The sequence below is a fragment of the Trichococcus ilyis genome (genome assembly GCF_900109135.1).
Classification (GTDB): domain Bacteria; phylum Bacillota; class Bacilli; order Lactobacillales; family Aerococcaceae; genus Trichococcus; species Trichococcus ilyis.
Genome location: NZ_FNYT01000021.1, coordinates 1 through 23,667 on the forward strand (window position 1 = coordinate 1; position 23,667 = coordinate 23,667).

23 protein-coding genes and 1 other annotated feature are annotated in these 23,667 nt (G+C 52.4%); of the genes, 3 read left to right on the forward strand and 20 right to left on the reverse strand.

Annotated features, from left to right (window positions below; all coding sequences use genetic code 11):
* Positions 1 to 131: 131 nt before the first annotated feature.
* From BMX58_RS10020 to BMX58_RS10055, 8 genes are all read right to left on the reverse strand, one after another.
* The gene (locus tag BMX58_RS10020) at positions 132 to 887 is read right to left on the reverse strand and encodes a class I SAM-dependent methyltransferase (RefSeq protein WP_068623283.1); all 756 of its coding nucleotides are present in this window, start codon (positions 885 to 887) and stop codon (positions 132 to 134) included.
* Positions 888 to 933: 46 nt separating this feature from the next.
* On the reverse strand, positions 934 to 1,572 hold the full coding sequence (locus tag BMX58_RS10025; protein ID WP_068623284.1) for an NAD(P)-dependent oxidoreductase: 639 nt from the start codon (positions 1,570 to 1,572) through the stop codon (positions 934 to 936).
* 171 nt (positions 1,573 to 1,743) lie between these two features.
* The gene (locus BMX58_RS10030; RefSeq protein WP_068623355.1) at positions 1,744 to 3,144 is read right to left on the reverse strand and encodes an MATE family efflux transporter; all 1,401 of its coding nucleotides are present in this window, start codon (positions 3,142 to 3,144) and stop codon (positions 1,744 to 1,746) included.
* A 67-nt stretch (positions 3,145 to 3,211) separates the two neighbouring features.
* A complete protein-coding gene (locus BMX58_RS10035; RefSeq protein WP_068623285.1) occupies positions 3,212 to 3,688 on the reverse strand; it encodes a GyrI-like domain-containing protein in 477 nt (158 codons plus the stop codon).
* Positions 3,689 to 3,785: 97 nt separating this feature from the next.
* Positions 3,786 to 5,345 (reverse strand): ClC family H(+)/Cl(-) exchange transporter, encoded by a 1,560-nt coding sequence (locus BMX58_RS10040; RefSeq protein ID WP_068623286.1) that lies wholly within the window; start codon positions 5,343 to 5,345, stop codon positions 3,786 to 3,788.
* 494 nt (positions 5,346 to 5,839) lie between these two features.
* Entirely contained in the window at positions 5,840 to 7,537 is a 1,698-nt protein-coding gene (gene argS, locus BMX58_RS10045; RefSeq protein WP_068623287.1) for an arginine--tRNA ligase, read from the reverse strand.
* A gap of 122 nt (positions 7,538 to 7,659) precedes the next feature.
* Positions 7,660 to 7,930, reverse strand: a binding site (T-box leader).
* A 62-nt stretch (positions 7,931 to 7,992) separates the two neighbouring features.
* Positions 7,993 to 8,604 (reverse strand): GNAT family N-acetyltransferase, encoded by a 612-nt coding sequence (locus BMX58_RS10050; RefSeq protein ID WP_068623288.1) that lies wholly within the window; start codon positions 8,602 to 8,604, stop codon positions 7,993 to 7,995.
* 48 nt (positions 8,605 to 8,652) lie between these two features.
* Positions 8,653 to 9,411 (reverse strand): alpha/beta fold hydrolase, encoded by a 759-nt coding sequence (locus BMX58_RS10055; protein ID WP_068623289.1) that lies wholly within the window; start codon positions 9,409 to 9,411, stop codon positions 8,653 to 8,655.
* Positions 9,412 to 9,520: 109 nt separating this feature from the next.
* Between BMX58_RS10055 and BMX58_RS10060 the strand changes: the two genes are divergently transcribed.
* Positions 9,521 to 10,177: a DNA alkylation repair protein gene (locus tag BMX58_RS10060; RefSeq protein WP_068623290.1), complete on the forward strand. Its 657-nt coding sequence runs from the start codon at positions 9,521 to 9,523 to the stop codon at positions 10,175 to 10,177.
* Between the two features lie 12 nt (positions 10,178 to 10,189).
* On the opposite strand, the gene BMX58_RS10065 is transcribed toward BMX58_RS10060, so the two are convergent.
* From BMX58_RS10065 to BMX58_RS10080, 4 genes are all read right to left on the reverse strand, one after another.
* Entirely contained in the window at positions 10,190 to 10,726 is a 537-nt protein-coding gene (locus BMX58_RS10065; protein WP_068623291.1) for a dihydrofolate reductase family protein, read from the reverse strand.
* Positions 10,727 to 10,917: 191 nt separating this feature from the next.
* The gene (locus BMX58_RS10070) at positions 10,918 to 11,202 is read right to left on the reverse strand and encodes a barstar family protein (RefSeq protein ID WP_068623292.1); all 285 of its coding nucleotides are present in this window, start codon (positions 11,200 to 11,202) and stop codon (positions 10,918 to 10,920) included.
* Between the two features lie 2 nt (positions 11,203 to 11,204).
* A complete protein-coding gene (locus BMX58_RS10075; RefSeq protein ID WP_068623293.1) occupies positions 11,205 to 11,771 on the reverse strand; it encodes a ribonuclease domain-containing protein in 567 nt (188 codons plus the stop codon).
* Positions 11,772 to 11,840: 69 nt separating this feature from the next.
* On the reverse strand, positions 11,841 to 12,359 hold the full coding sequence (locus tag BMX58_RS10080) for an SOUL family heme-binding protein (protein ID WP_068623294.1): 519 nt from the start codon (positions 12,357 to 12,359) through the stop codon (positions 11,841 to 11,843).
* Positions 12,360 to 12,568: 209 nt separating this feature from the next.
* Between BMX58_RS10080 and BMX58_RS10085 the strand changes: the two genes are divergently transcribed.
* A complete protein-coding gene (locus BMX58_RS10085; RefSeq protein ID WP_204243785.1) occupies positions 12,569 to 13,804 on the forward strand; it encodes an MFS transporter in 1,236 nt (411 codons plus the stop codon).
* 228 nt (positions 13,805 to 14,032) lie between these two features.
* Here BMX58_RS10085 and BMX58_RS10090 read toward each other — a convergent pair whose 3' ends face one another.
* From BMX58_RS10090 to BMX58_RS10110, 5 genes are read right to left on the reverse strand one after another with little or no spacing between them, the layout of a single operon-like run.
* The gene (locus tag BMX58_RS10090) at positions 14,033 to 15,286 is read right to left on the reverse strand and encodes a coproporphyrinogen-III oxidase family protein (RefSeq protein ID WP_068623295.1); all 1,254 of its coding nucleotides are present in this window, start codon (positions 15,284 to 15,286) and stop codon (positions 14,033 to 14,035) included.
* 11 nt (positions 15,287 to 15,297) lie between these two features.
* Positions 15,298 to 16,200: a radical SAM protein gene (locus BMX58_RS10095; RefSeq protein ID WP_068623296.1), complete on the reverse strand. Its 903-nt coding sequence runs from the start codon at positions 16,198 to 16,200 to the stop codon at positions 15,298 to 15,300.
* A gap of 28 nt (positions 16,201 to 16,228) precedes the next feature.
* The gene (locus tag BMX58_RS10100) at positions 16,229 to 16,492 is read right to left on the reverse strand and encodes an SHOCT domain-containing protein (protein ID WP_204243786.1); all 264 of its coding nucleotides are present in this window, start codon (positions 16,490 to 16,492) and stop codon (positions 16,229 to 16,231) included.
* Between the two features lie 50 nt (positions 16,493 to 16,542).
* Positions 16,543 to 18,954 carry a cation-translocating P-type ATPase gene (locus BMX58_RS10105; RefSeq protein ID WP_068623298.1) on the reverse strand — a complete coding sequence of 804 codons (2,412 nt, stop codon included), beginning with the start codon at positions 18,952 to 18,954 and terminating at the stop codon, positions 16,543 to 16,545.
* A complete protein-coding gene (locus tag BMX58_RS10110) occupies positions 18,938 to 19,798 on the reverse strand; it encodes a DUF6544 family protein (protein WP_084253949.1) in 861 nt (286 codons plus the stop codon). Before BMX58_RS10110 ends, BMX58_RS10105 begins: the two co-directional genes overlap by 17 nt.
* Before the next feature lie 237 nt (positions 19,799 to 20,035).
* On the opposite strand from BMX58_RS10110, the gene BMX58_RS10115 reads away from it, so the two are divergent.
* A complete protein-coding gene (locus BMX58_RS10115) occupies positions 20,036 to 20,683 on the forward strand; it encodes an acetate uptake transporter (RefSeq protein ID WP_068623300.1) in 648 nt (215 codons plus the stop codon).
* 231 nt (positions 20,684 to 20,914) lie between these two features.
* On the opposite strand, the gene BMX58_RS10120 is transcribed toward BMX58_RS10115, so the two are convergent.
* The 3 genes from BMX58_RS10120 to BMX58_RS10130 all read right to left on the reverse strand — a co-directional run bounded on the left by BMX58_RS10120 (position 20,915) and on the right by BMX58_RS10130 (position 23,659).
* Entirely contained in the window at positions 20,915 to 21,286 is a 372-nt protein-coding gene (locus BMX58_RS10120) for a hypothetical protein (protein WP_068623301.1), read from the reverse strand.
* A gap of 119 nt (positions 21,287 to 21,405) precedes the next feature.
* Positions 21,406 to 22,383 (reverse strand): hypothetical protein, encoded by a 978-nt coding sequence (locus BMX58_RS10125; protein WP_068623302.1) that lies wholly within the window; start codon positions 22,381 to 22,383, stop codon positions 21,406 to 21,408.
* Positions 22,384 to 22,411: 28 nt separating this feature from the next.
* Positions 22,412 to 23,659, reverse strand: a complete 1,248-nt coding sequence (locus BMX58_RS10130; protein WP_068623303.1) for an RtcB family protein — start codon at positions 23,657 to 23,659, stop codon at positions 22,412 to 22,414.
* Positions 23,660 to 23,667 lie beyond the last annotated feature (8 nt).

Consider the following 23,667-nt stretch of genomic DNA (forward strand, 5'->3'; position numbering starts at 1 on the left):
GTGGACACCCTTGTCTTTCGCTAACAGTTCCTACTGCAAAGCCTGTAGTGGACTTTCACCACCAAGTTATCACCCATGCCGGGCGCACAAAAAAAGATTCCCTCTTTCGAAGGAATCCGTCTCTGGCCTCACTATTTAGTTTCCCGTTTCTGCATGATGTAAAAAACATAGTTGTAATAAGCGCTGTATTTTTTGAAATGTTTCATCTCTTGCCGGTTCTCTTCCACCAAAGCCTGCGCATCCTCGCTGTGGCCATGCCTTTCCAGAAAGGCCGCTTCATTGGTTTCGTAATAATGGAAGTAGTGGCTGGTCCAGTCCGATTCGGGCAATACGAAATGCGCTATCGGGATGTAGCCGGCCTCCTCAATTTGGGCAGTCTTTTCAGCGATCGTCCCCATTTCGGGATAGACATCCGTCCAATATTTGTCCACAAGCTGTGGACGATCCGGTGTCAGCCAGGAAATTTCGGAAACAACCAGATACCCATCCTTTTTCAACAATGACCGCCACTCCCGGATCCCCCGGGAAAAACCGATGTTGTAGATGGCGCCTTCCGCCCAGATGACATCCAATGATTCGGGTGCAAAAGCAAGCTTTTCCATGTCCATTTCCTTGACCGTCACGCGGTTTGCGATGCCTTGCTGCAGGACTTTTTGCTTCAGCAGGGCCAAAAATTCCTTGCTGCTGTCGATCGCGGTGATATGGGCCGGCGTCTGCTCGCTCAGCACCATGGTCTGCGCGCCCGTTCCGCAACCGATGTCCAGCAAGTGCGATTGCGGTGTCAATTGCGGCAGGAATTGCAGGGCCTTGATGGTGCTCTGCTGGCTGCCGGGACCCTGACGCGGATTGTTTTTATGAAAATCGATGATCAAATCCAGTGTCTCCATGATTTCCCCTCCTGATCTGCGTTGTCGTTGTTTTCAGCATAAGCGCTTACTGCCGCTCACCCACAACTGTGTAGCGTTGCATCGGATGCCGTTGCTTTTCGATCTCATCAACCAGCGCGATCGCATAATCCGCGTAACTGATGTAACTTTCGCCCTCGCTGTTCAACAGCAGCGTCTCGCCGCCTTCCGCATAATGTCCGGTCCGGTTGCCGGTTGGATCAAAATAGGCGGATGGCGACAGGTACGTCCAATTGACCTTGCTTTCCTTCAGTATATTGAGAGCTTTGGCCATATTCGTTGCGGTGGGTTTATACGCTTCCGGAAAGCTGGCCGTGTCCATCACCCGGATCGTTCTTCCGGGATCCGCGTAAAGGCTGCCGGCGCCGCCCACAACAATCAAGCGCGTCTCCGGCAGATGCTCCAGTTCATCGATCAGGGACTGCAGCGAGGTGACATGTTCCTCTTCCATCCCTGCCGGTGCGTTGAAGGCATCCACAATCACATCGAACCCTTTCAGATCCTCCACTTGCACATCGAAAATATCCCGTTCCATGATGGCGACGTCTTTGTCCGCTAGTTTGGCGGGATTCCGGATGATGGCCGTCACCTCGTGTCCCCGGGCATGCGCTTCTTCCAAAATCAATCTGCCTTGTCTGCCTGTCGCTCCGATGATTCCGATCTTCACTGAAATCCCTCCGTCCTGATATCAAACGTCCTTCTGTCTCCTTCATTTTAGGATTCCCGGGATTAAAAGTAAAGCCGGACACTTATCCACAAATGAAAACCATCCGCACTGGCACGCCATAAAAAAAGCCCTGCGGAACCTTTTGGCTCTGCAGGGCTTTTGCTGTCGCGGCTATTCCGGAACAGCGTCCGCAATCGTATGCGGATAGATGTTGGCAATGACTTCCTTGTCGATCTTCTTGTTGAAATAGATGCTCATGACCAACGCAAAGACTTCCGCGATCGGAAACGCCCACCAGACAAACGCAACATTCCCGAACAAAGAAAGCAGAAAGGCTGCCGGCAGCAGCACGACGACCTGACGGATAAGCGAAACCCAAAGACTCAGGCCGCCTCTTCCGAAAGCTTGGTATACGGAACCGGAAACGATGTTGTAGCCGGCAGCAACATAACAGAGGCTGATGATGCGCAGAGCCGGAATCCCGATTTCCAGCATCTCCTCGGATGCATTGAATAGTTGCAGCAGGGTGCCGGGAATCAACAAGAAGACGGCCGCCCCTATGAACATGATTGCCATCGCATAGCGTTTCGACAGGCTGATGGCCTGCTCGATCCGTTCTTTCTGATCGGCACCATAGTTGTAGGCGATGATCGGCACCATCCCGTTGTTCAGGCCGAAAACCGGCATGAAAATGAAGCTTTGGAGTTTGAAATAGACACCGAAGACAGCAGTCGCAGTCGGTGTGAAACGGATCAGGATGTTGTTCAGGCTCAGATTCAGGAAGGAGCCGACTGCCTGCATCAGGATCGATGGGCCGCCGATGGAATAGATTTTTTTGATCGTTTGCATATCCGGACGGAACCCTTTGAAGGATAGGCTGATTTCCTTGTTGAAACGGATGTTGAAAAAGAACGCCAGCGAGGCTGCGGCTATCTGTCCGATCACGGTTGCGATCGCCGCTCCCCTCGTCCCCATCTCCGGAACGCCGAACCAGCCAAAGATGAAAATCGGATCGAGGATGATGTTCAGGACGGCACCCGTTGCCTGGGTCGTCATCGTGAACAAGGTTCTGCCTGTGGATTGCAGCAAGCGTTCCATGCTGACCTGCATGAAGACGCCGAACGAGAAGACGCAGATGACTTGGAGGTAATCGATTCCGTAGGCGATGATTTCTGCATCCTTCGTCTGGAAGGAGAAATAGAACGGGATGAAGAACAGCCCCAATGCCAAGAACAACAGGAAATGCATTGCGTTCAAAAAGATGCCGTTATCGGCTGTGCTGTTTGCGGCTGGGTAATTTTTTTCGCCGAGGCGTCTCGAAACCATCGCATTGATCCCGACCCCGGTCCCGACCGCCAACGCGATCATCAAGTTCTGCACCGGGAAGGCCAAGGATACGGCGGTCAAAGCTTTTTCGCTGATCTGGGCCACAAAGATGCTGTCGACGACGTTGTACAGCGCCTGCACCAGCATCGAGATCATCATCGGCACCGACATGGAGATCAGTAATTTGTTGACGGGCATGACGCCCATTTTGTTTTCCGCCATCGCTGGCTGTTTGTTTTGTTGCATATTGTTTCCTTTCCAAAAAAGTGGAGCCGTCGATTCGACGGCTCGCCTTTTTGTAGCTATAATTTTTTCATGTTTCATCTGCCTCTTGGATAGGCAATTCGATTTTGGTCAAATATTCTTGTGGCGTGAAGCCTTCGCCGTTGTAGTAGGTTTCATAGGAGATGCCGTTCGTTTCGAAATCATGGAGTTCCAGCCATTGGTCCATTTCCTGATAAAGCTTCGGGATTTCATTGTAAGGGCCGAGGTGGAGACAAGAGACCCGTTTTCCGGCAGGAATGCTGGACATGCGGATATCATCTTGCGGCGGCAACATTTTTGCAACAGGATAGCCGACCTCAATTTCGACATTTTGCTTCGTGAATGAGTAATAGATTGTGAAACAGGGTCCTGCAGGCAGTTCTTCCAGCATGCTCAGATAGGTCAGGATCTTTTCGCGGCAGTCCTCTATCTTGGCCTGCATATTTTTCAGCGTCGTTTCCGTTTTGATGGAAATGATGCGCTGTTCCGGCTGATTGGTCAATGTGATGTCTGAAATTCTTCCCATTTAACAGTACCCCCTCATTCAAGGCTTGCGATACACCGACTTTTGAAAATTCAATATAAGGATAGCATACTTTTCAGTAAAAAACTGCCCGGATGACTCACGTGTCGAAAAGTTGTCTCTTTTGTCTCTTTTCCAGTTGCTTCAATTCTTCCTGAACCGTTTTGGCCAGTCCCAAGTCTGTCAAAATATGCAACATGTCCCCCGTTTGCATGATTGTTTTCCCCGTAGCGACCACATTTTGTTGCCCTCTTCGGATCGAGATCACCAAAACATCCTCAGGCCATTCTATTTCCCGGATCTTTTTGCCGGAGAAATGGCTTTCGGCTCTGACCGGCAGATCAAACAGATATTTTTTGCCGAGGCGTTTGCTGTCATGTGAGGCAATGAGCCTTTCCAGAAGGCTTTCATAGATGGGGTCCACACCCAGCAGATCGGAAGTTACAAAAGCGCTGAAACAGCAGATGGCCAGCGGCATCAACTGGTTCATGCCGCCTACCATCTCCGTCACCAAAATGATGGCAGTCAAGGGTGCTTTCCCGATAGCAGTGAAGTAACCCGCCATCGCGAAGATGATGAAATGGGGCAAATATTGCGGATCGAACGAAAGCAGCACCAAAGCGGCTTTCCCGTAGATAGCGCCCAGGATGGCCCCCAAAGAAAGGATCGGCAGAAAAATGCCGCCGGGAACATTCGCGCCGTAGGAAATCATCGAAAAGACAAAACGCAACATCCATAAGCCGAGCAGCAGGCCTAAGGAAAGCTGCCAATTGCTCAGCTGCAGGATCAGACCGCTGCCCCCACCAATGACTTGCGGAAGGAAATAGCCGATCGGGATCACAAGCACAAAGGGCAAGATTGCGTTATATCGGGCCGGGATAAGCGGAAGCCGGCCGTAGAGTTTCGGCAGCGCCAAGGCCACTTTGCTGTAGAGCCAACCGTTCAATCCGAGGAAGATGCCCAGGCCGACAACCAAACCGTAGTAAGCGATCGGAATGGTGTTCATCATGCCGATGTCCAAAGCCGGCGTCAATCCGAATATGTTCAAAGAAACAAAATTGGCCACAAGCGCCGAGGCAAAAGTCGTGATGGCCAACAAGGGGGAAAAGTTGTGATGGACCTCCTCCAGGACAAACATCAGTCCGGCCAGCGGCGCATTGAAGGCTGCCGCCAAACCCGCGCCGGCACCGCTCGAAAGCAGGATTTTTTCTTCGACATCATCCCCTTTCGTCAGGTTGCTGACGCCTTGTCCGACCGCTGAACCGAGCTGGATGGACGGGCCTTCCCTTCCGAGGAAAAGCCCGGATCCGATCGCCAACAAGCCTCCGACAAATTTTTTCCAGAGTATCGGCCACCAGTTGAGGCGCATTACCCCTTGGACTTGCCCTTCCACTTGCGGGATGCCGCTGCCTTTGATGTTGGGTTCGCTTTTTACGAGTTTTCCGACGATGATCGCAGCTGCCACTGAAAAAATCACCCAAGGAATGAGCCAAATCGGCTGTTCCTGCATGTGATAGTAGCTTTCGACCACTGTCTCCAAAATGAACTCAATGCCTAATCTGAACAGGCTGACAATAAAACCGGCCGCTAAGCCCACAAGCGTTCCTTTCGCAAGGTAAACGACGCGTTCATCAGCCAGTAGCTTCCTGTAGATATCCACAGGTTATCCCCTCTTTCTTTTTTAATGATCCGAAAAATCAAAAAACCTAAAACTATGCGCATAATTTTAGGCGTTTTGAATTTTTATCTCGCTCTACTTAGTTGAACTCTGAATCCCTAGCAGATAGTGCGTCACTCGGCTCAGCACAAACATTGCGAAAGACCCCCTACCCGCAATTCATCGTATCCTACGCAAACGCGTTCTGAATCCCAGTAATCTCCGCCTAGAGCGGGATTCTTCTCGCTCTACATAGTCGAGTTCTGATTCGCAGATACCGCTCCCGTTTCGTCCCAAGCGATGTGAACAAAAGAGGTTCACTTCGCTTGGGGCTCCAACGTCCGGGTATCTAAACGCGAATCATCACATCCTACTAGAACGGTTCTGAATCCTAGAGTTCTCCGCCTAACGCTGTTCATGCCCACCCAGCCAAAACCGGGCTGTTTGGTCCTGAACCTCGTTAGTGCTCAAACTCTGAGCTCAGGATTCATCACACACTACATTTTTTCTGGGGATTGGACGCCTAGGAGTCTTAGGCCTTCTTGCAGGATTGTGGCTACGGATTGGACCAATGCCAAGCGGGCGTTGCGTTTGTCATCTTCAACCAGCACTTTGGTGTTGCCGTAGTATTTATTGAACGCTTGGGCCAAATGGATCGTGTATTTCGCAATCACGGATGGCTCGAATTTTTCGTAAGCTTGCTGGATGATTTCAGGGAAACTGTTCAACAGTTTCACGACTTCCCAGGCATAAGCATCATCCAGGCCAAGATCAGCTATTTCGGTCGTATCCAGTTCGGTTGCCGCTTTGCGCAGGATGCTCAAGCCGCGCGCGTTCGTGTATTGGACATAAGGGCCGGTTTCGCCTTCGAATTGCACGACTTCCTCCAGATCGAAGTCGAAATTGTTCAGACGGTCATTTTTCAGGTCGTGGAAAACAACGGCGCCGACGCCGACTGCTTTGGCGACTTCCTCTTTGTTCTCCAATGTCGGATTCTTCTCGTTGATCTGTTTCAAGGAAAGTTCAGTCGCTTCGTTCAGCACTTCCTCAAGCAGGATGACTTTCCCTTGGCGCGTCGACAGTTTTTTGCCGCCTTGCGTGATCAGGCCGAATGGGACATGGTGCATGTTTTCTGCCCAGTCGTAGCCCAACTCCTTCAAGACTGCTTTCAGTTGCTTGAAGTGGTTGCTTTGCTCGTTGCCGACCGCATACAGCGACATCGCAAAATCATAGTTGCGTTTGCGGTAGATCGCCGCAGCCAAGTCGCGGGTGATGTACAGTGTCGCGCCGTCCGATTTCTTGATCAAAGCCGGATTCAGATTGTATTTTTCCAGATCGACGATGGTTGCGCCGCGGTCCTGGGTCAGGATGCCGGCTTTGTCCAGCAGCTCAACGACTTCATCCATCTTGTCGTTGTAGAAAGCTTCGCCGTTGAAGGAGTCGAAGGTGATCCCCAGCATATCGTAGATTTTCATGAATTCCTGCAGCGATTCGGAACGGAACCACTCCCACAGGTGCAGCGCTTCTTCGTCGCCGTCTTCCAGTTTCTTGAACCAAGCGCGGGCTTCGTCGTTCAAAGTTTCGTCTGTTTCTGCTTCCGAATGGAAACGCACATACAAAGTCAGCAATTCATTGATCGGCTCGGCTTTGACTTTCTCTTCGCTGCCCCACAATTTGTATGCGACGATCAGTTTGCCGAATTGTGTGCCCCAGTCGCCCAAGTGGTTGATTTTGATCGGATTGTAGCCGACTTTCTTCATGATGTTGGCCAAAGCGTTGCCGATTACCGTGGAGCGCAAGTGTCCCATCGAAATCGGTTTCGCAATGTTCGGCGAGGACATATCGATCGGCACATTGCCGCCTTTGCCGATATCAGCTGCTCCGAATGCATGCTTTTCAGCCGCGATTTCATGCAGGACCGCATTCGTTACGGCTGCTTTTTCCAGGAACAGATTGACGTAGGGACCTACCGCTTCAACCTTTTCGAAGTAAGGGTGGTTCAACTGGGCCGCCAAATCAACGGCGATGGCTTGCGGCGCTTTGCGCAAAGCTTTCGCCAATGCGAATGCCGGGAATGCGACATCCCCATGCTCCGTATATTTCGGAACTTCCAGCAATTGGTACACTTGGTCATAGCTTAAATGTTCCGGTACAAGCTTTTGAATCTCTTCAGCAACAATCTTTTTATAATCCATAGTATTTCTCCTTTTTTCATATGCCTCTGCGCCTGACCACACGATGAATGGCTCACCTTGATTCGCGTTCGTGCCGCAAGTATGCGTCAACGATAAAAAAAGCCCCTATTCTGCCCTGGCAAAATAGAGACGAACATCCGTGGTACCACTCTAATTCGATAAAGCAATACAGATGGGCTCTGATTATTTTATCCTTTTGAACCGCTAACGGGGCTAAACCGAATGACGCTACTCGCAATTGTCCCTTCCGGTCTTTTTGACGAAAAGGGGATCGGGCTTGCTTTCAAGTCATTTTCTCTGAAGGGCGTTTCCTTCTTCACTCCGTTGCGGGCTTCCACCTACCCCACTCGCTGTGAACATCGTTCGAAGTACTTTCTTCATCAATGAATGTGATTATTATCTGTATCACTATATCAAAGTTGGACCTGTTTGTCTAATGGATTTTCATGCCTTCATCACTCCGGCAGATTCTGCAAATGCTTCGGGCGGCTCATCCAAATGCTTTCCGAATAGTCCATGAAGATTTTTCCGATCCATGATTTTTTGCGGTGCACTTCGCGGAAGCCGATGCGTTCGTAAACGCTTTGGGCCCGTCCGTTGCTGTCGACGACATCCAAGGCGAAGGTTTTGTAAGGTTCGGTTTCGATCAGATTGAGCAGCATCTGCCCCGCAACCCCTTGGCGCCGATCCGCTTCATTGGTCGCCACACACTCAAAATAGAGCGTCTCATCATCGATCGGCAAGGGCTCCCCATATTCTTTGCGGAAACTGTAATACCCGACATGCCCCCAGAACATTCCGAAATTAGCCAGGAAATCCTCCTTGTTCACTTCCATGGCGCGGCGCTGACTGGTCGAACAGCCCACCATCGCGACCGGGCGCTCCCCATCCATGGCAACGCAGATCAGGTCTTCCTGCAATACCCGGCGGAACCCGCCCAACAGGCGCTCGACATCGCGATGCAGCGTCTTCATGTCCTTGTAATAGCTGGTGACGAAAATTTTTCTGACTTGTTCTTTTTGCGTCTCCGATAATTGGCTCATTTTCGCCATCTTTATTTCTGTCATTCTTCTCTTCCTCTCCTGCAAAACGCACTGCTTATTTGATCCGCCGCATCAGGGCTGACGGTTGTTGGCGATGAATGCGGTGATGGCCTCGACCGTCTGCTGTTGCTGCTGATCGGCTGACAGCGTAGCTGCTCCGTCCCCCGCTTGCGGACCGTAATCGCCGAATTGGCCATGATTGCCGCCGACAAGTTCGACTTCTGTGTAGTCATCCGGCAGCTTAGCTTGCGCTTCTTGATAGCTTGCGCGGTTCAGGACCGCATCCTCCGAACCGTAGATGGAGAGGACCGGAAACGGCGCATCGGTCAAATCTCCCGAGGGATAGGATGCCAGCAAAATCAGGCCGGCGACTTCCTCAGATTGGTCGGCCGCAAAACTGGAGGCCATGACGCCTCCCAAGGAATGCCCGGCCAGATACCAATCCTCGATATCATTTTCTTGTACCATGATCGTTTCGGCTGCATCCGCATCAAAGACCGCCAAATGGAACGGCATCTTGGCGACGACGACCAACAGTTCTTCTTCAGCCAACTGCCGAAGCAAAGGCGCATAGGCTTCCGCTTCCACTTTTCCGCCCGGATAAAAGATGACGCCTGCCTCCGGCTCTGCTCCATTCGGTTCAAAAGTGATCGCCTTGGCCGTCTCGGTGATGGTGACCGATCCATCCGACCGCAGCGCTTTGATCGCAGCCGCCGTCGCTTGATAATAGTCATTTATGTACCAAAAGAATGCTCCTGCAGCAATCACGATCATTACGGCCAATCCGATCAGCAACTTACGGAGCCAACTGGATTTCCTGTTTTTTTCCATAGTATCCTTCCTCCTGTGATCATGATTGCACTTTTTCCGAAACTGATCTAAAGTGATCATGATGAGTGACTTGTGAGTCGCATCCACCTCAGAAAGGCAGGTAGACACAATGTGGTATGATGGCATTTTTGAATCTTTGCTGGCGTTGCGCGATGAAGAACGCGCCCCCCAGATGTCGGCCTATATGCGGAACCAATTCCCTTTCCTAGGAATCGCAACAGGTCCGCGGAAAGCGGCCTATAAAAAATTTCTTTCCGCCGCAAAAAAAGAAAAACGCGTCGACTTCGATTTTGTCGATCAATGCTTTGAGAGAAACGAACGCGAATTCCAGTACGCCGGTGTCGACTATCTGCTGGCGATCCAGGACTGCCTCGGTCCGGAAGACTTGCCGAAACTGAAGCAATACATCCAAACAAAATCTTGGTGGGACACCGTCGACGGCCTGGACGGAGTGGTCGGATCGATCATCCAGCGCTATCCGGAATGCAAACCGATCCTGTTGGAATGGAGCGTGGCCGATGATATCTGGCTGCGGCGCGTCGCCATCGACCATCAGCTCGGCTTCAAAGACAAGACCGACACCGCGTTGCTGGCGGAAATCATCCGCAACAACCTCAACCAAAAGGAATTCTTCATCAACAAAGCGATCGGCTGGAGCCTGCGCGATTTCAGCAAAACCGATCCCGACTGGGTGCGCGCCTTCATTTCCGCGCATAAGGAGGATCTTTCCAACCTGAGCATCCGTGAAGGCGGCAAGTATGTCTGAACCGGAAAGTTGTTATCCGTTGATTGGCTCGTAGGTGAGCTGCACCAACCCGGAATCAAAAGTGGCTGCGTCAACTAATTTCAAAGGCAGCTCTTTTTGACTTTCCTTGAACAGGCTGATCCCTTCGCCGAGCAGTATCGGGATGAGGGATACGGTATAGCTGTCGATCAGCCCTTTTTTGCGGAAAAGGTCGATTGCTTCGGAACCGCCATCGATAAAAATATCCTTGCCGGGCTTGCGCCGGATCTGATCCAGCAAGCCTTCGATCGGTCCGCTGTAAAAATGGACCTGACCATCAGGAGCGCGTTCGGTTCGGGTCAGAACATAGCAGTCCCTCTCTGCATGCGGGAATCCGCCGCCGAAAGACAACACCTTTTCGTAGGTTTTCCGCCCCATGATGACCGTGTCGATCGTTTTGATGAAAGCGGCATAACCGTAATCTTCATCGGGTCTGGCGACACTTTCGAGCCAATCGAGATTGCCGTCCGAGTGTGCGATGTAGCCGTCCAGGCTGACTGCGATATAAACTTTGACGTTTCTCTTTTCCATCTGCTCACCCCTTTGACTTGTCTACCCCATACAATCAACTATACGCTTGGTTGACAATCAAAGAAAGCATTTTTCATCCAGAAAATGAGAATACCGCAAAAAAAAAGACGATTCTGTGCGAATCGCCTTTTTTTGCGTGACAGCCTATTTATTTGTTGACATTCGAACATTACCCACTGCATTGCGTTGCTTCAACTTTGGATCGGATAGGCCAGGATCAACCGGATGGCGGAATTGGCTGCCGCAACTTCCTTCATCAGGCGGACCAAAGCTTCCCCGTAATCGCCGAGTTGTTTTGGCACCAGTTGAGGATGCTGCAGGATGATCATTTTCCCGGAGAAATCGGTCGTCAGACAATCCCACAAGGCATCGAGATTGTTGCCGTAATATTCGGGGAGATGCAGTTTCCTTTTCAGATAAGCATGCGTCGCTTTCCGGTCGGTCATCTTTCTGCCGTCCAAACGGATGATTTCCATCTTCAATCCCCCTCCCCGTAAAGCTGCTCGAATGATTCGTAATGGTCGGCCGTGTAAAAGATCAGGCCGTCATCCGAATACACGATGCGTTCCGCCCCGCGGTAGCCGCCGTCATAATCGATGTCCGCCTCATAGTAGGTTCTGCCCGCTTTTTTCGGAAGCAAGCCTTCGCGGTTGCCGAAATAATCGCCGCCGATGGACATGCCGTCTGTCACTTCCCACAAGTTCCCTTCGGCATTGTCCCAGCCCAACGCCTCGGCTTCGTCCTTCGTCAAGTAGTTGGGCGGCAAGTCATGGAACTGGTGGATGTAGGCCGCCACTTCGTCCTTCGTTGAATAGGGTTGCCCTTCAATGACACCACTGGCAGCTGCCGTTTCGGCTGATTCCTGCAATGGTGTTGCAGTTTCGATTGCTTCCTCCCCAGCGATCGGCTGGCTGCTGGAGGCGATGCTGATCGACGAATCAGGTGGTTGGTCTTCGAAAAGCGAGTCGACGCCGTTGACCCATACGGCCAAAATGATCGCCAATAAAGCGAACAAGCCTTTCAGGCCGCTCTTTAAATTTTTCATGGACAGATCTCCCTTTTGGTGAATGTGTTCCCCGACACGATACAAAACAAACGCCGGATTGTCCAGTATTTACTTAAAGTTATCCGTTGTAATCCGCACCATGATTTCGTTATGCCGGAACGGCGGCGGCACGAACGGTGCATTGAATGACGCCAGCATATAGTTCGAAGCAGGCCGATACTTTTTCTGCTGAAGCCACAGCGCAAGCCTCTCGAGCATCTCGCCTTCTTTGCGGTCGTTCGAATAGCCGCCGTACTGGATGACCGCGAAGAGACCGCTGGCGAATTTTTTGACGCTCAGCACAGGACTGTTGGGCTGCGGAATATCCTCCCATTCCGCCTTCGGGACAACAAACGCCATCTTCGTGCGGTCATCCGAAAGTTCCTGGATCACCGGAACGGTCATGCTGATTTTACGGTTAGCCTGATTGTCATTTGAAATATAGCGGAACAAGGTACCGAATCCGCTGTCCACATCCGGATCAGCGGCATTGTCGTATTCCACAATGTAGAAATCCCGGTATTCCCGCAGTTCAAACGGCTCCTCAGACAGCAGTACCTTGTATTCCGGGCGTTCATATTTGGCCATGATTTCCTTCCTCCATTCATTGCGTTCGATTTGATGCCGGCAAAAAAATACGAGTCCACCTTCTAGCTGAATTTTACCATGATTTTCTTTTTTCCCGAAAAGATAGGCTGACTGACTGGTTTGGGGCTTGTGCTATCCGCCAACAACTGATATAAATAAATTATAGACAAATGAGAGCGATACCAAAAAGGGGATTGGGGGCGGAAGCCATGCTGAAAAGTTTTTCGTTGCAGGAAAAAAGTTGGATCATGTATGATTGGGCCAATTCCGCCTATTCCGTCATCATCTCCTCGGTCATTCTGCCGCTTTTTTATAAATCGATCACGACCGGTGAAGGCATCGCCCCGAACTTGGCCGATTCCTATTGGGGCTATGCGACCTCGGCTGCAACATTGGCAATTGCTGTCTCCGCCCCGCTGCTCGGGACAGTCGGGGATTTCCCGAAATGGAAAATGCGGCTGTTCAAAAGTTTTTTCTTGCTGGGTGCAGTCGCTACCGCAGCGCTCAGCTTTACGGATGATTGGCGCTGGCTGTTGGCTCTGTATATGCTGACGACAATCGGTTTTTCGGGGGCCAATATCTTCTATGACGCTTTTTTGGTGGACGTTGCAACAGAAGAACGGATGGATCGCGTCTCCACTTACGGATTTGCGATGGGCTATATCGGAGGCAGTACGATTCCGTTCGTGCTTTCGATTCTCCTGATCATGTTCGGCGAGCGGATCGGCATTCCGCGGACGACTGCCGTCAAAATATCCTTCCTGTTCACGGCTTTTTGGTGGATCGCCTTCACGATTCCGATGCTGCGCAACGTCAAACAACGCTATTTCGTACCGGCCAGTGACCATATCATCCACGACAGTTTCGCCCGGCTTTACCAGACGCTGCACCAGATCCGCAGCCACAAAAAGATGTTCCTGTTCCTGATTGCTTATTTCTTTTATATCGACGGCCTGAACACAATCATCCACATGGCTGCCGTCTTCGGCGACAGCATCGGGATTGTGTCCGACATGCTGATGATCGCTGTACTGGTGATTCCGATCCTGTCCTTTCCGTTCACGATCCTTTACGGAAAACTGGCCAAGCGCTTCGGCAGCAAAAAGATGATTTTGGTGGGCATCATCATTTATCTGTTTGCTTGTCTGTTGGCTTTTCGGATGACCACAGCCGTGGAATTTTGGATCCTCGCTACTTTGGTGGCGACTTCGCAGGGCGGCATCCAAGCGCTGTCCCGCTCGTACTTCGCCAAACTGGTTCCGAAAGAGCATTCCAATGAATATTTCGGTTTTTACAACATCCTCGGCAAGTTCGCCGCCATTATGGGTCCGGCCCTCTATGCGCTTACGAGCCAATTGACCGGCGACTCGCGCAACGGGCTTGCCAGCATTTCCCTCCTCTTCATCATCGGCGGCGTGCTGATGATGCGGACGGAGGAAAATTGAATCATCCCAAAAAGGCTGACTCCACAAGGGATCAGCCTTTTTGACGTTGAAGGAATTTATAAAATATTTTGAATCCGAAAGTGCATCTAAAAATGATGGCTAGCTTCACGGGTTAGCCCTTCGGAAATTAGATAAATCTGACCCATTGCGCTCTACGATGCTCATCTAAGGCCCGATTTCCTAAATTTCTTTCTGGGTTGAACGAACCCGTTCAGCTTTTCTAATTGTCTATTTCAGGATGATTTTTTCAGGGAAGGGCTGTAGCCTGGAGATGTGCCACATTTTGTCGATGTAGGCAGTCGTGTACGCCTGTTCGACACCATGGAAGAGTAAAGCGGCTTTGTCGGTCAGCTCGTAGACGCGCCCTTTTTTCTTGAGATAACCCGATTTTGTCGCCAAGAACAGTTCCAGTCCGAACATCCTCTTCAGGGGGATCCCGATGAGTTCCTCGAATCGGTCCGCGTCGATCCTCATGGCATAGGCACTCCAGAACAGGTAATAGACCGCCCGCTGCCTTTTTGTGAACCGGAGCGTCAAGGACGTCGGCAAGTTGCCCGATCCGATACGCTCGATGTAGGCGGGGATGGAAAACGTATTGATCTTGAAGGCATCCTTCAGCAGTGTGGTGGCGGAAACACCGAACCCCAGGAAGGCATCCCGCGTGACCGAAGAATATTTTTCGGTGTGCCGCTGCGCGAACGTCCAGACCGATGTCCGCTCGATGCCTTCTTTCCGGCAGTATTCCGTCAGATGCTCCAGCATCTCGCGCTTCACTGCTTCGCTCATCGGTTTGTAGGCATTGTCGGCGAAAGTGAAGTCGATGAACGGATAAGTCGAAACTTGCGTGGCGCCACTGGCGAAAGCCGTATGGATATCGCTCGCCAGAATCGCGTCGGTCTGGCCGGGAATGGCAAAAATCAAGTCCACATCGATGACCTCGAAGCCGGAACTTCTCACCAAACCGATCTTTTCGACAAAAGCGTCGTTCCTCCTGCCGATTTTCCGCAGGCACTCTTCCTGGAAAGATTGGATGCCGATGCTCAGCATCGTCACCCCGGCTTCCTTCAGCTTCTCCAGATTCCTTTCCGTGATGTCGCTGGGGTGGAGCTCGACGCCGATTCCGCCCGTGATGTCGAAGTACTCCTTCAGCTTCGCGATGATGTCCTTCAGATCGTCCAGCATCATGGCCGGCGTCCCGCCGCCGAAATACAAGCTCGTCGCCTTCTTTTTGCCGGACATCCCCTTGCAGACCAAATCGATTTCCTTCAGGAGAGCGATCTTATAGGCATCGGCCTGCGGCTTGTTGTGGACCACCTTGCAATAGGGGCAGAAACTGCACAAGGAACGGCAGAACGGGATATGCACATACAGCCCCAAATCATCCAGTTTTTCGAAATCCAACGTGTTCTCGTAGGTGCCTTCAAAAACGAAAGGCTTGAATGAGCGGGTCAGGTATACCCGCAGCAATGATGTCCAGTTCATGATTTCACCTCCTAGATGTATTTCAGATAGGTCCTGAGCAGATCCCAGGTCACCTTCAGGTTGCCTTTGAAAAGGAGCGAAAATTCAGCGGCGAAAAAGAAGCCGCACTCCGCGCAGAGCCCTTCGATGCCGATGCAGCGACCGCACACCCATTTCCCCCCGTTTTCCACGACAACGCACTGGTAGCACGGCGTCGGAAAGGTATTGTCCACGATGTACGGCAATGCGCTTTTCAGATTCAGGATCGGATAGCCCGCATCGATCAGCTGCGCGATTTTATCGGCGCAGACCTGCTTGTCGGCTCGGCTGAGTTTGAGCTGCTCCGTCCCGGGATAGGGCGTGTGGAAGTTGAAGGAAACGGCCTTGACGTTTTTCGTGCGCACGGCCGTTTCGCAGACTGCTTTGATGTCTCCCTTATTGATTTGATTGATCGCCATATAGAGGCAGACATTCTCCTTGGAAGCCTGCTCGATATTGGCGAGGATGCGGTCGTAGGTTTCTCCCCTGATTGCGTTGTGCTTCTCTTTGCCGCCGTCAAGGCTCACCATCACCAGATCCGCTTCCGGCAGATCCACCTGCAGCGTGCCGTTGGTGACCACGTTCACGAGCAAAAAGCCGATCTGCTTCGCTTCGATGACCAGGTCCCGCAGCGTCCGGCCTTGATTGCGCCAGAGGAACGGTTCGCCTCCGTAGAAAAAGAGGATCCTGACGCCTTCCGTGTACAGCCCTTGCATCTCGGCCCGGATCTGCGCATAGGGGTAGATGATCGAAGTGATGTTGCTGACGGCACAGTGTTTGCAGGCCAGATTGCACTTGTCGGTCAGGATGATGGAGCCCACCAGCGGCCGTTTCCTTTTTAACAAAATCGTCGTGGCGCCAACATACGCCAACTGCAGCAATGAACGCAGTTCCATCTTTCATCCCCTCCCGCTTCAAGATTTGTCAAGACAGGAGATCCTCTTTCTTCTTTTTGAATTCCTCGCCATCGATTTCCCCGCGCGCATACCTTTCGCGGAGGATCTTCAGCGCCGTATCTTCCTCCGGTTTGGGCAGAGTTGGCCTATCGGCGAAATATATTTTGAAGAGCTTGACCGCGAAAATGATGACAACACCCCAGAAGATCAGGTACATAGCCATCGACAACAAGCCGATCCACCACTGCCCTTCCGCCAAAAATTCGCTTACTGATCCATAAAAAGGATGCATGATACTCCCACCTTTACAAGTACTGTTTCATTCCAGTGTCGACATTCAAGCTATTTCCTCCTGACGAATCCGGAGAGCGGCCGTTTGACGATTTCGCTGACGACAAGATAAGCGAAGGCGATCCCCAAAATGATCCCCAAATGCGCCATTGTCGGCGTTTGGAACTCGAAAAAAGCGGCCGTCGCGGGGATCATCGGCAGTCCGATGGCCAGTGCCATGGCAATCACCGAAAGGATCACAATCGATGGCGCCGGCCAGCCGGCTTTGGTGATCGGCGCCAAAGAGCGGATGGAGAGCATCAACAAAATCTCCGTCAGCACGCTGGCGATGAACCAATTGGTCTGCAGCACTGCCGGGGAAATCCGATAGAACAGACCGAAGCAGATGAAATCGAAGACCGTACTGACGAGTCCCATCGTGACGAAGATGATGTAGAGCGCGTGCAGATCATACCTTTGCGGCCGTTCCACTTCCCGGGCCGGCACCCGGTCAAACGCGATGGCCATCATCGGAAAGTCGGAAAGCAGATTCAAGAGCAGCAATTGTTTCGGCAGCATCGGCAAAAAACTGATGAAAAGCGAGCCGATGGCGACCGCGTAGAAGTTGCCGAAGTTCGAAATCAAAGTGGCGCGGATGTATTTCATCGTGTTCGCGTGCGTTTCCCGCCCGAAGCGGATGCCGTCGACGATCACGCGCAGATCGTTCTGGAGCAACACGATATCGGCGGTTTCGCGGGCGACATCGGCCGCCGACTGGACAACCATCGAGACATGGGCGGCCTTCAAAGCCGGCGCATCATTGATGCCTTCACCCAAGTAACCGACCGTGAACTGTTCCTTCAGCTGTTGGATCACCTCCAGCTTCTGTTCCGGCGTCGTCCGCGCAAAGACACGGATCGAGGCCAGCTGTTTTTTCCTTTCGGCCGGCGGCAATGCCAGAAAGGCGGCCGCCTCGGCAACTTCAGCGCTCCCCGTCACCAGACCGGCTTCCCTTCCGACCGCTTCGGCCACCTTCAGGGCATCCCCGGTGATGACCGTGATGGCGACATTCAGCTGTTTCGCGGCAGCGACAGTCGCAATCGTGGAATCCTTGATGCGGTCCACAAACGAGACGAAACCGCCGAACCGCTGGCCGGTCCCGTCGTCGCAGCTCACGCCCAACACCCGGTGGCCTTTTTCTTCTTCGGCCTGGAGCCAATCCTCAACCGCGGCACGGGAAACCAGCCCTTCCCCGAAAAAATATTCCGGGCTTCCGCGACGGATGTGCCATGTGGTGCCGTCCGTCCGTTTCACGATTGCCCCGTTGCTGCGCAGCGCCGGATCGAAGGCTTCCTCCTGCAAAAGACGGAATTGTTCCACGCTCTGCCGCTGTTCCGCCGACAGGGCCTCATCGCTTGCGCGGTCGAAAGGCTCCGGTATCCGTTCCTGCAGATTGATTGCGGCCAAGCGCGCCAATACCAACGGATCGTATGGCGATTCAGGCAACTTAAAAGCATTTGTGAACACAAGATGGTTTTCCGTGATCGTGCCGGTTTTGTCGGTGCACAACAGATTGACGGATCCGAGATCTTGGACCGCGGAAAGCCGCTTGACGATGACATCGCGCTTGGCGAATTCCAGCGCACCTCGTGAAAGCGAAAACGTCAGCACCAGCGGCAGAGCTTCCGGGATGGCCGATACGGCAAGCGCGATCGCAAAAATCAGCAAGCCGGTGACATCCACCTGCCGGCCTTCGATCAGGATGTTCGCCAGCACAACGAATCCGAGCGTCAGCAGCGTCACTTTCATGATGAAATTGCTGATTTTGTCCACGCTCTTGACCAGTTCGCTCTCCGCCTGGACGGAGGAGGCCGTCTTGGCAATGCGGGCAAATTGCGTCTCCTGACCGATCGCTGTGACCTCCGCCAAAGCATTTCCTCGGACAATCACGACACCTTGAAGCAAAGCCCCTTCGTCCGGTGTCCCGTCCGACCGCTTCGCCACCGGAATGGACTCTCCCGTAAAGGTGGTTTCATCGACCAACAGATCGCGGTCTTTGCGGACAACGGCATCGGCCGGCACGATATCGCCCGACTCGAGCTTCAGGATGTCCCCAGGCACCAACGAATCGGTCGGCACTTCCTTTTCCTGCCCCTCCCTCATCACCGTGATCGTGCTCAGCAGGTACGCTTTCAATTTATCGGCTGCCTGATTCGATTTGTGCTCCTGATAGACGTTGAGTGCGGTCCCAAGGAGCACAAACAAGAGGATGAAGGCGCCATCGATCGGCTCGCCTAATGAGAAGGTCACTCCCGCTGCAATCAGCAGCATCAGGTTGAAGATGCCCCGGAATTGCCTTGCGATCAGTCTGAGCAGTCGGTGCTTCGGTACCGGCAAGGCATTCGCGCCGTATCGGAGCCTTCGTTCAGCGGCTTCCGCTTCCGTCAATCCTTTCCATTCATTCCAATCATTCTTGTTTGCCATAAGTCATCATCACAGCTTTCGCATCAAAGTATGTGAAATCCCCATCTGCATAATGCCAGACTGCTTTCAGATCCGTCGGCTGGCGGATGCCGTTGATTTCCTTATAACCGCCGCACAGGGCCGACCAGCGGACTTTTTCGCTCTTGCCGTCCATCGTCGTGGCTTCCCGGTCATCGGTGGTGAAGGCAACCATCTCATCATCCTCATTGAACGTGAACACCCCTTCCGCGGTGGTACCGTGCGCCGTGATCACCGCTTTAGAATGGTGCGCATCGATGGCTTCCCAACGGATATAGTCCTGCAGCGCAGCGTTCGGAACGAAGAGGCACTCGGACAGGAACGTCACTAGGCTGGCCTTATCCATTGCTTCCCCATCGATGTCGAACAGTGTAAAACGTTTCGCGACGATCCCCTTCATCGAGCCCTTGCCGTCGACGTAGGCGTCCACACCTTCAAAAGGCACGCCATAAAGCGAGCTGTCGATGTAGGCGATGCGATCGGGTCCATCCACAAAATTATATTGCGTGTAGGCAATCTGGATGGTCGGTTTTCCCTTTCCAAGCGAAAAAGCGACATCCGGGAAAACAGCCTTCATGTAAGCCATCTTCGGCTTCCCGAGATGACCGCAATGGCGCAGATGACGCCGGACGGGTCCAGGCAACGCAGCGATGTCGGCTTCCGTGAAACGTCCTTTGGCTGGCTCTGTTTCCTTCAGCAAGTCCTCCGCCAAATCGGTGAATTCCCTGGCAGCCTTCGAAGGTGCCGTGCGCAGATAAGCGTGCACAACGCCGGCAGTCCCCAGCAGGATCCCACCGACCGCAATGATTTTCTTTATCGCTGTCATTTTCTCTTCCATCCTTTCGCAAGTTCTCAAAATCGTTTTATTATTTTCTCAGCGGAATCACTTCAAAATCACGTCTACAGACTGGAAAAAAACTCACAGCCAGGAGTGTTTTCGGTCGCATTAAAAATGAACTTTAGGTGTACTTTTCACGAAACCGATTGACGAAAAGCGGCCAACATGGATATAATCACTCTGGTATTATTTTCAGATCTGAAATCAAAGGAGAACGGACAATCAATGAAAAATGCATCAAATACACAGAACAACACGATCGTCAGCTTGAAAGAATTCACTGCTAATCCAGCGCCGCTAGGCTTGATGGGCTTCGGAATGACTACTGTATTGTTGAACATCCACAATGCAGGCTACTTCCCGATGAACACGATGATCTTGGCAATGGGCATTTTCTTCGGCGGCATGGCGCAAGTCGTTGCCGGCATCATGGAATTCAAGAAAAACAACACTTTCGGTGCAACTGCCTTTACTTCCTACGGCTTCTTCTGGCTTTCCCTAGTCGGAACGATCCTCATGCCTGGCCTTGGTATGGGCGAAGCGGCTTCAGCTCAAGCGATGGCAGCTTACCTGTTCATGTGGGGATTCTTCACCTTGGGCATGTTCATCGGGACGTTGCGCATCAGCAAGAATCTGCAGATCGTCTTCGGATCTTTGACGCTGCTTTTCTTCCTGCTTGCTTTGGGAGACTTCACGGGCAATGAAATGATTTCAACAATCGCCGGCTACGAAGGCATCTTCTGCGGATTCTCAGCCATTTACGGCGCTTTGGCACAAGTGCTGAACGAAGTCTACGGCGAAGAAGTCCTGCCGTTGGGCAATGTGACGGCTGCCAAGAGAGCGGCAAAAACAGAAGCAGCTACAAGCAAATAAACAACTGAATCATATGAAAAACGGGCGCTATGCAAGAGGATTGCATAGCGCCCGTTTTTTTTTTGCCTTTTCGGTGGCGTTCCCCGACCATCCAGCCGAGGAGTGTCATGCGAAGGCGGCAGCGTTCTTTACGGGGCCGGCTTGTGCAACCTGACCTGAAAATGTGCCTACTGCTCTATCCTGAATGATGACTGGTTTGATTGCGTGCCGCTGATTGCTTCTTGGCGGTGCCTATCTGCTGACGATCCGGCAGCAATGGATCCTGGCGGCTTTCTTCTTGCCTTCTTCGATTTCCTGGTCGAAAGCCGCCCGTTCTTCCGGCGTCAAGTCGTTGATCGACAGGAAGCTAAGATTCGACAGTCTGTAGGTTTCCTTGACATCGCTGTCGTTTCCGAAAGCCGTCGCTTCGATGTTGTTCAGCACCTTGTCCGGATTGCCGGCGCCCATCGCCTCCAACTTTTGCTTATCCTCTTCCGAAAAACGCATCGCCAAATCGAGCGTCGTCGTCTTGTAGACGGTACTGCCCATGAAGGTGACGCGCGTCAAATATTCGTTCGTGACCTCGTTGTAAAGGATGTATCCTTTTGCTTTTGTCTGCTCCATGATTAAAATATTCCCTCCAAAAATACCGGTTGCCGCTCAGCGGAAATCCAGTCTGTATGCAACTCCATTATAGACCATCCGCTCCGCTTTTCACATACCTTCGGCAACAGTTTCCCGGTTCAAGCCGGCTTTTTACTGTTGTTGTAAGCATCGTGGAACCCTTCGAAGGAATCCAAAAGGAAAATGAAAAGGAAAACCGCTTTGATCGAATTGAACGCGGTATGGAGCACGCGGTTCCCATCCGTAGCTTCCGCGATTTTCCTGACGAGTTCCGGATTCAGGATGGAGTCATCTTGAAGGATGAACCATAGCAACAGAAACGACAGGACGTTCAGAATCAGGTTGGCGGTCGCGACCGGGTATGTCCACTTCCTGAAAACGAGCTTGCTGGCGGAAAACAGCAATTGCAGCACCAGCATGCCGTTGATGTAAGGCAAGTAATTCCGGAACACTTCCTGATCCAACATCGGAATCATTTCCTGGATGCTGCCGTCCAGCGTATAGTAGAATCCCAGCAGATGGCTGTATTGGTTGACGAGGACGAGGAACAGCATCGTAAAGATGATGCCGATGATGACCCCGACCCTGCTGAACGGTTTCTGCGGGACTTCCTTCTCCGGCAGATCGGCCAGGCTCCAGTCTTCCTGGATTTCCGTCAGTATTTTCTGTTTCGCCGTCTTTTCCATGATGGCGAACACGAGCGTCACCCAACCGAAGGCACCGATAGCCGCACTGAGCGCAGTCGCGAAACTTTGGGCCAAATACCCCAACAGCCCCCCGCCATTGACGATGAAATCGACGGTATTCCCGATCAGCGTTCCGATGACTGCGACCGTCATGACGATTTTTACGATCATAAAGTAGGTCCCATACAGTTCCGGTCCGATCAGATGGGGCGCTTCCTTCAGTTGCCTTTCAGCCAACAGCCTTGGATTCCCCAGCCCTCTCAGCACTTCGCGTTCCGTTTCCTCCGAGACATCTCCGCGTCCTTCCAACCGCTCCGCGATGATGCGGCGCATGGCCTTTTCCACTTCAGTCTTCTCGCCCGGCGGAATATGCTTCAGGCCGGCAGCGATGTACCTTTCCTGCAGTTCCATTGTTTATCCCTCTTTTCTTGGTTGCCCTTCAGCCTTTGACTACTGCGACGGTCTTGAGGCGGCGTACCGGTTCGACGAGATCCAGTTCCTGCGAGAGCACAAAATCGATGGCTTTGTAGGCAAAGCGCGACTCTGTGCCGACGTCTGTCCGTTTGGCTTTTGCGAGAAAGACGCCCAATTCCCTCAAATCCAGGATCGTGTCCTGGACACTGAACTGCTCCCGGGCATCCAATCGGCTCATGCGCCGGCCCGCGCCATGCGAACAGGACAGGAAACTTTCCGGATTGCCTTTGCCTCTGACCAGATAGGAATACGTCCCCATCGCCCCCGGGACGATGCCCATTTCGCCCGCCCCGGCGCGGATAGCGCCTTTGCGGTGGACCCAGACTTGTTTGCCGTAATGTTCTTCCAGTGCGGCATAATTGTGGTGGCAATGGACGGCGTCCGACAAGTTGACATGGTTGATGCCTGCGTACTTTTTCACCCAGAGCCTGACGATATCGAGCACTTTCTCCATCATCTGGTTGCGGTTCTCCTCGGCGAATTCCATCGCCAATTGCATCCAGCGCAGATACAGCTTCCCGAGCTCGCTTTCGGTTGAAAAATAGGCCAGATCCCACTCGGGCGGAATCGGTGATTCCTCCTGTTTGTTGACCTCCTTGGCCAGATCATTGAAATAATGGCAGATCTTGAAGCCAAGGTTGCGCGAACCGGAATGCAGCATGATTCCTAACCGTCCCTGGTCGTCCGTCTGCAGTTCGATGAAATGGTTGCCGCTGCCGAGCGTGCCGACCTGATAGGCGGCGTCCTCCAGTTCCTTCATCAGTTCCTGCGGCATCATTTCCCTTTCTTCGGGCGTCAGCCCTTCAAGGAAACGGGCGACCGATGCGCATGGCTGTTTTTTCTTGTGGTGCTCGAAGCCGGTCGGAATGTTGCGCAGGATGTCGCCCGCAATCGCCTGGGCCAACTTTCCGTTCGGCGTTTCGATTTCGATCAGCCTTTCAACAGGGATGTTGGTCTGGACAAAGCTCATCCCGCAGCCGATGTCCACTCCGACCGCATTCGGGATAATGACCTGTTCAGCGGCGATGACGCCCCCGATCGGCATCCCGTAGCCGGAATGCGTATCCGGCATCAGCACGACCCATTGATGCAGAAACGGCAGATTCGAAAGGTTCTTCGCTTGCTGCAGACAGTCCTCGCCCACCTGTTCCTCATTCTCCAGCCACACTTTGATCGGCCACTTCTGTTCTTCTGGATTGAAGATCGTAATCATCTGGTGAT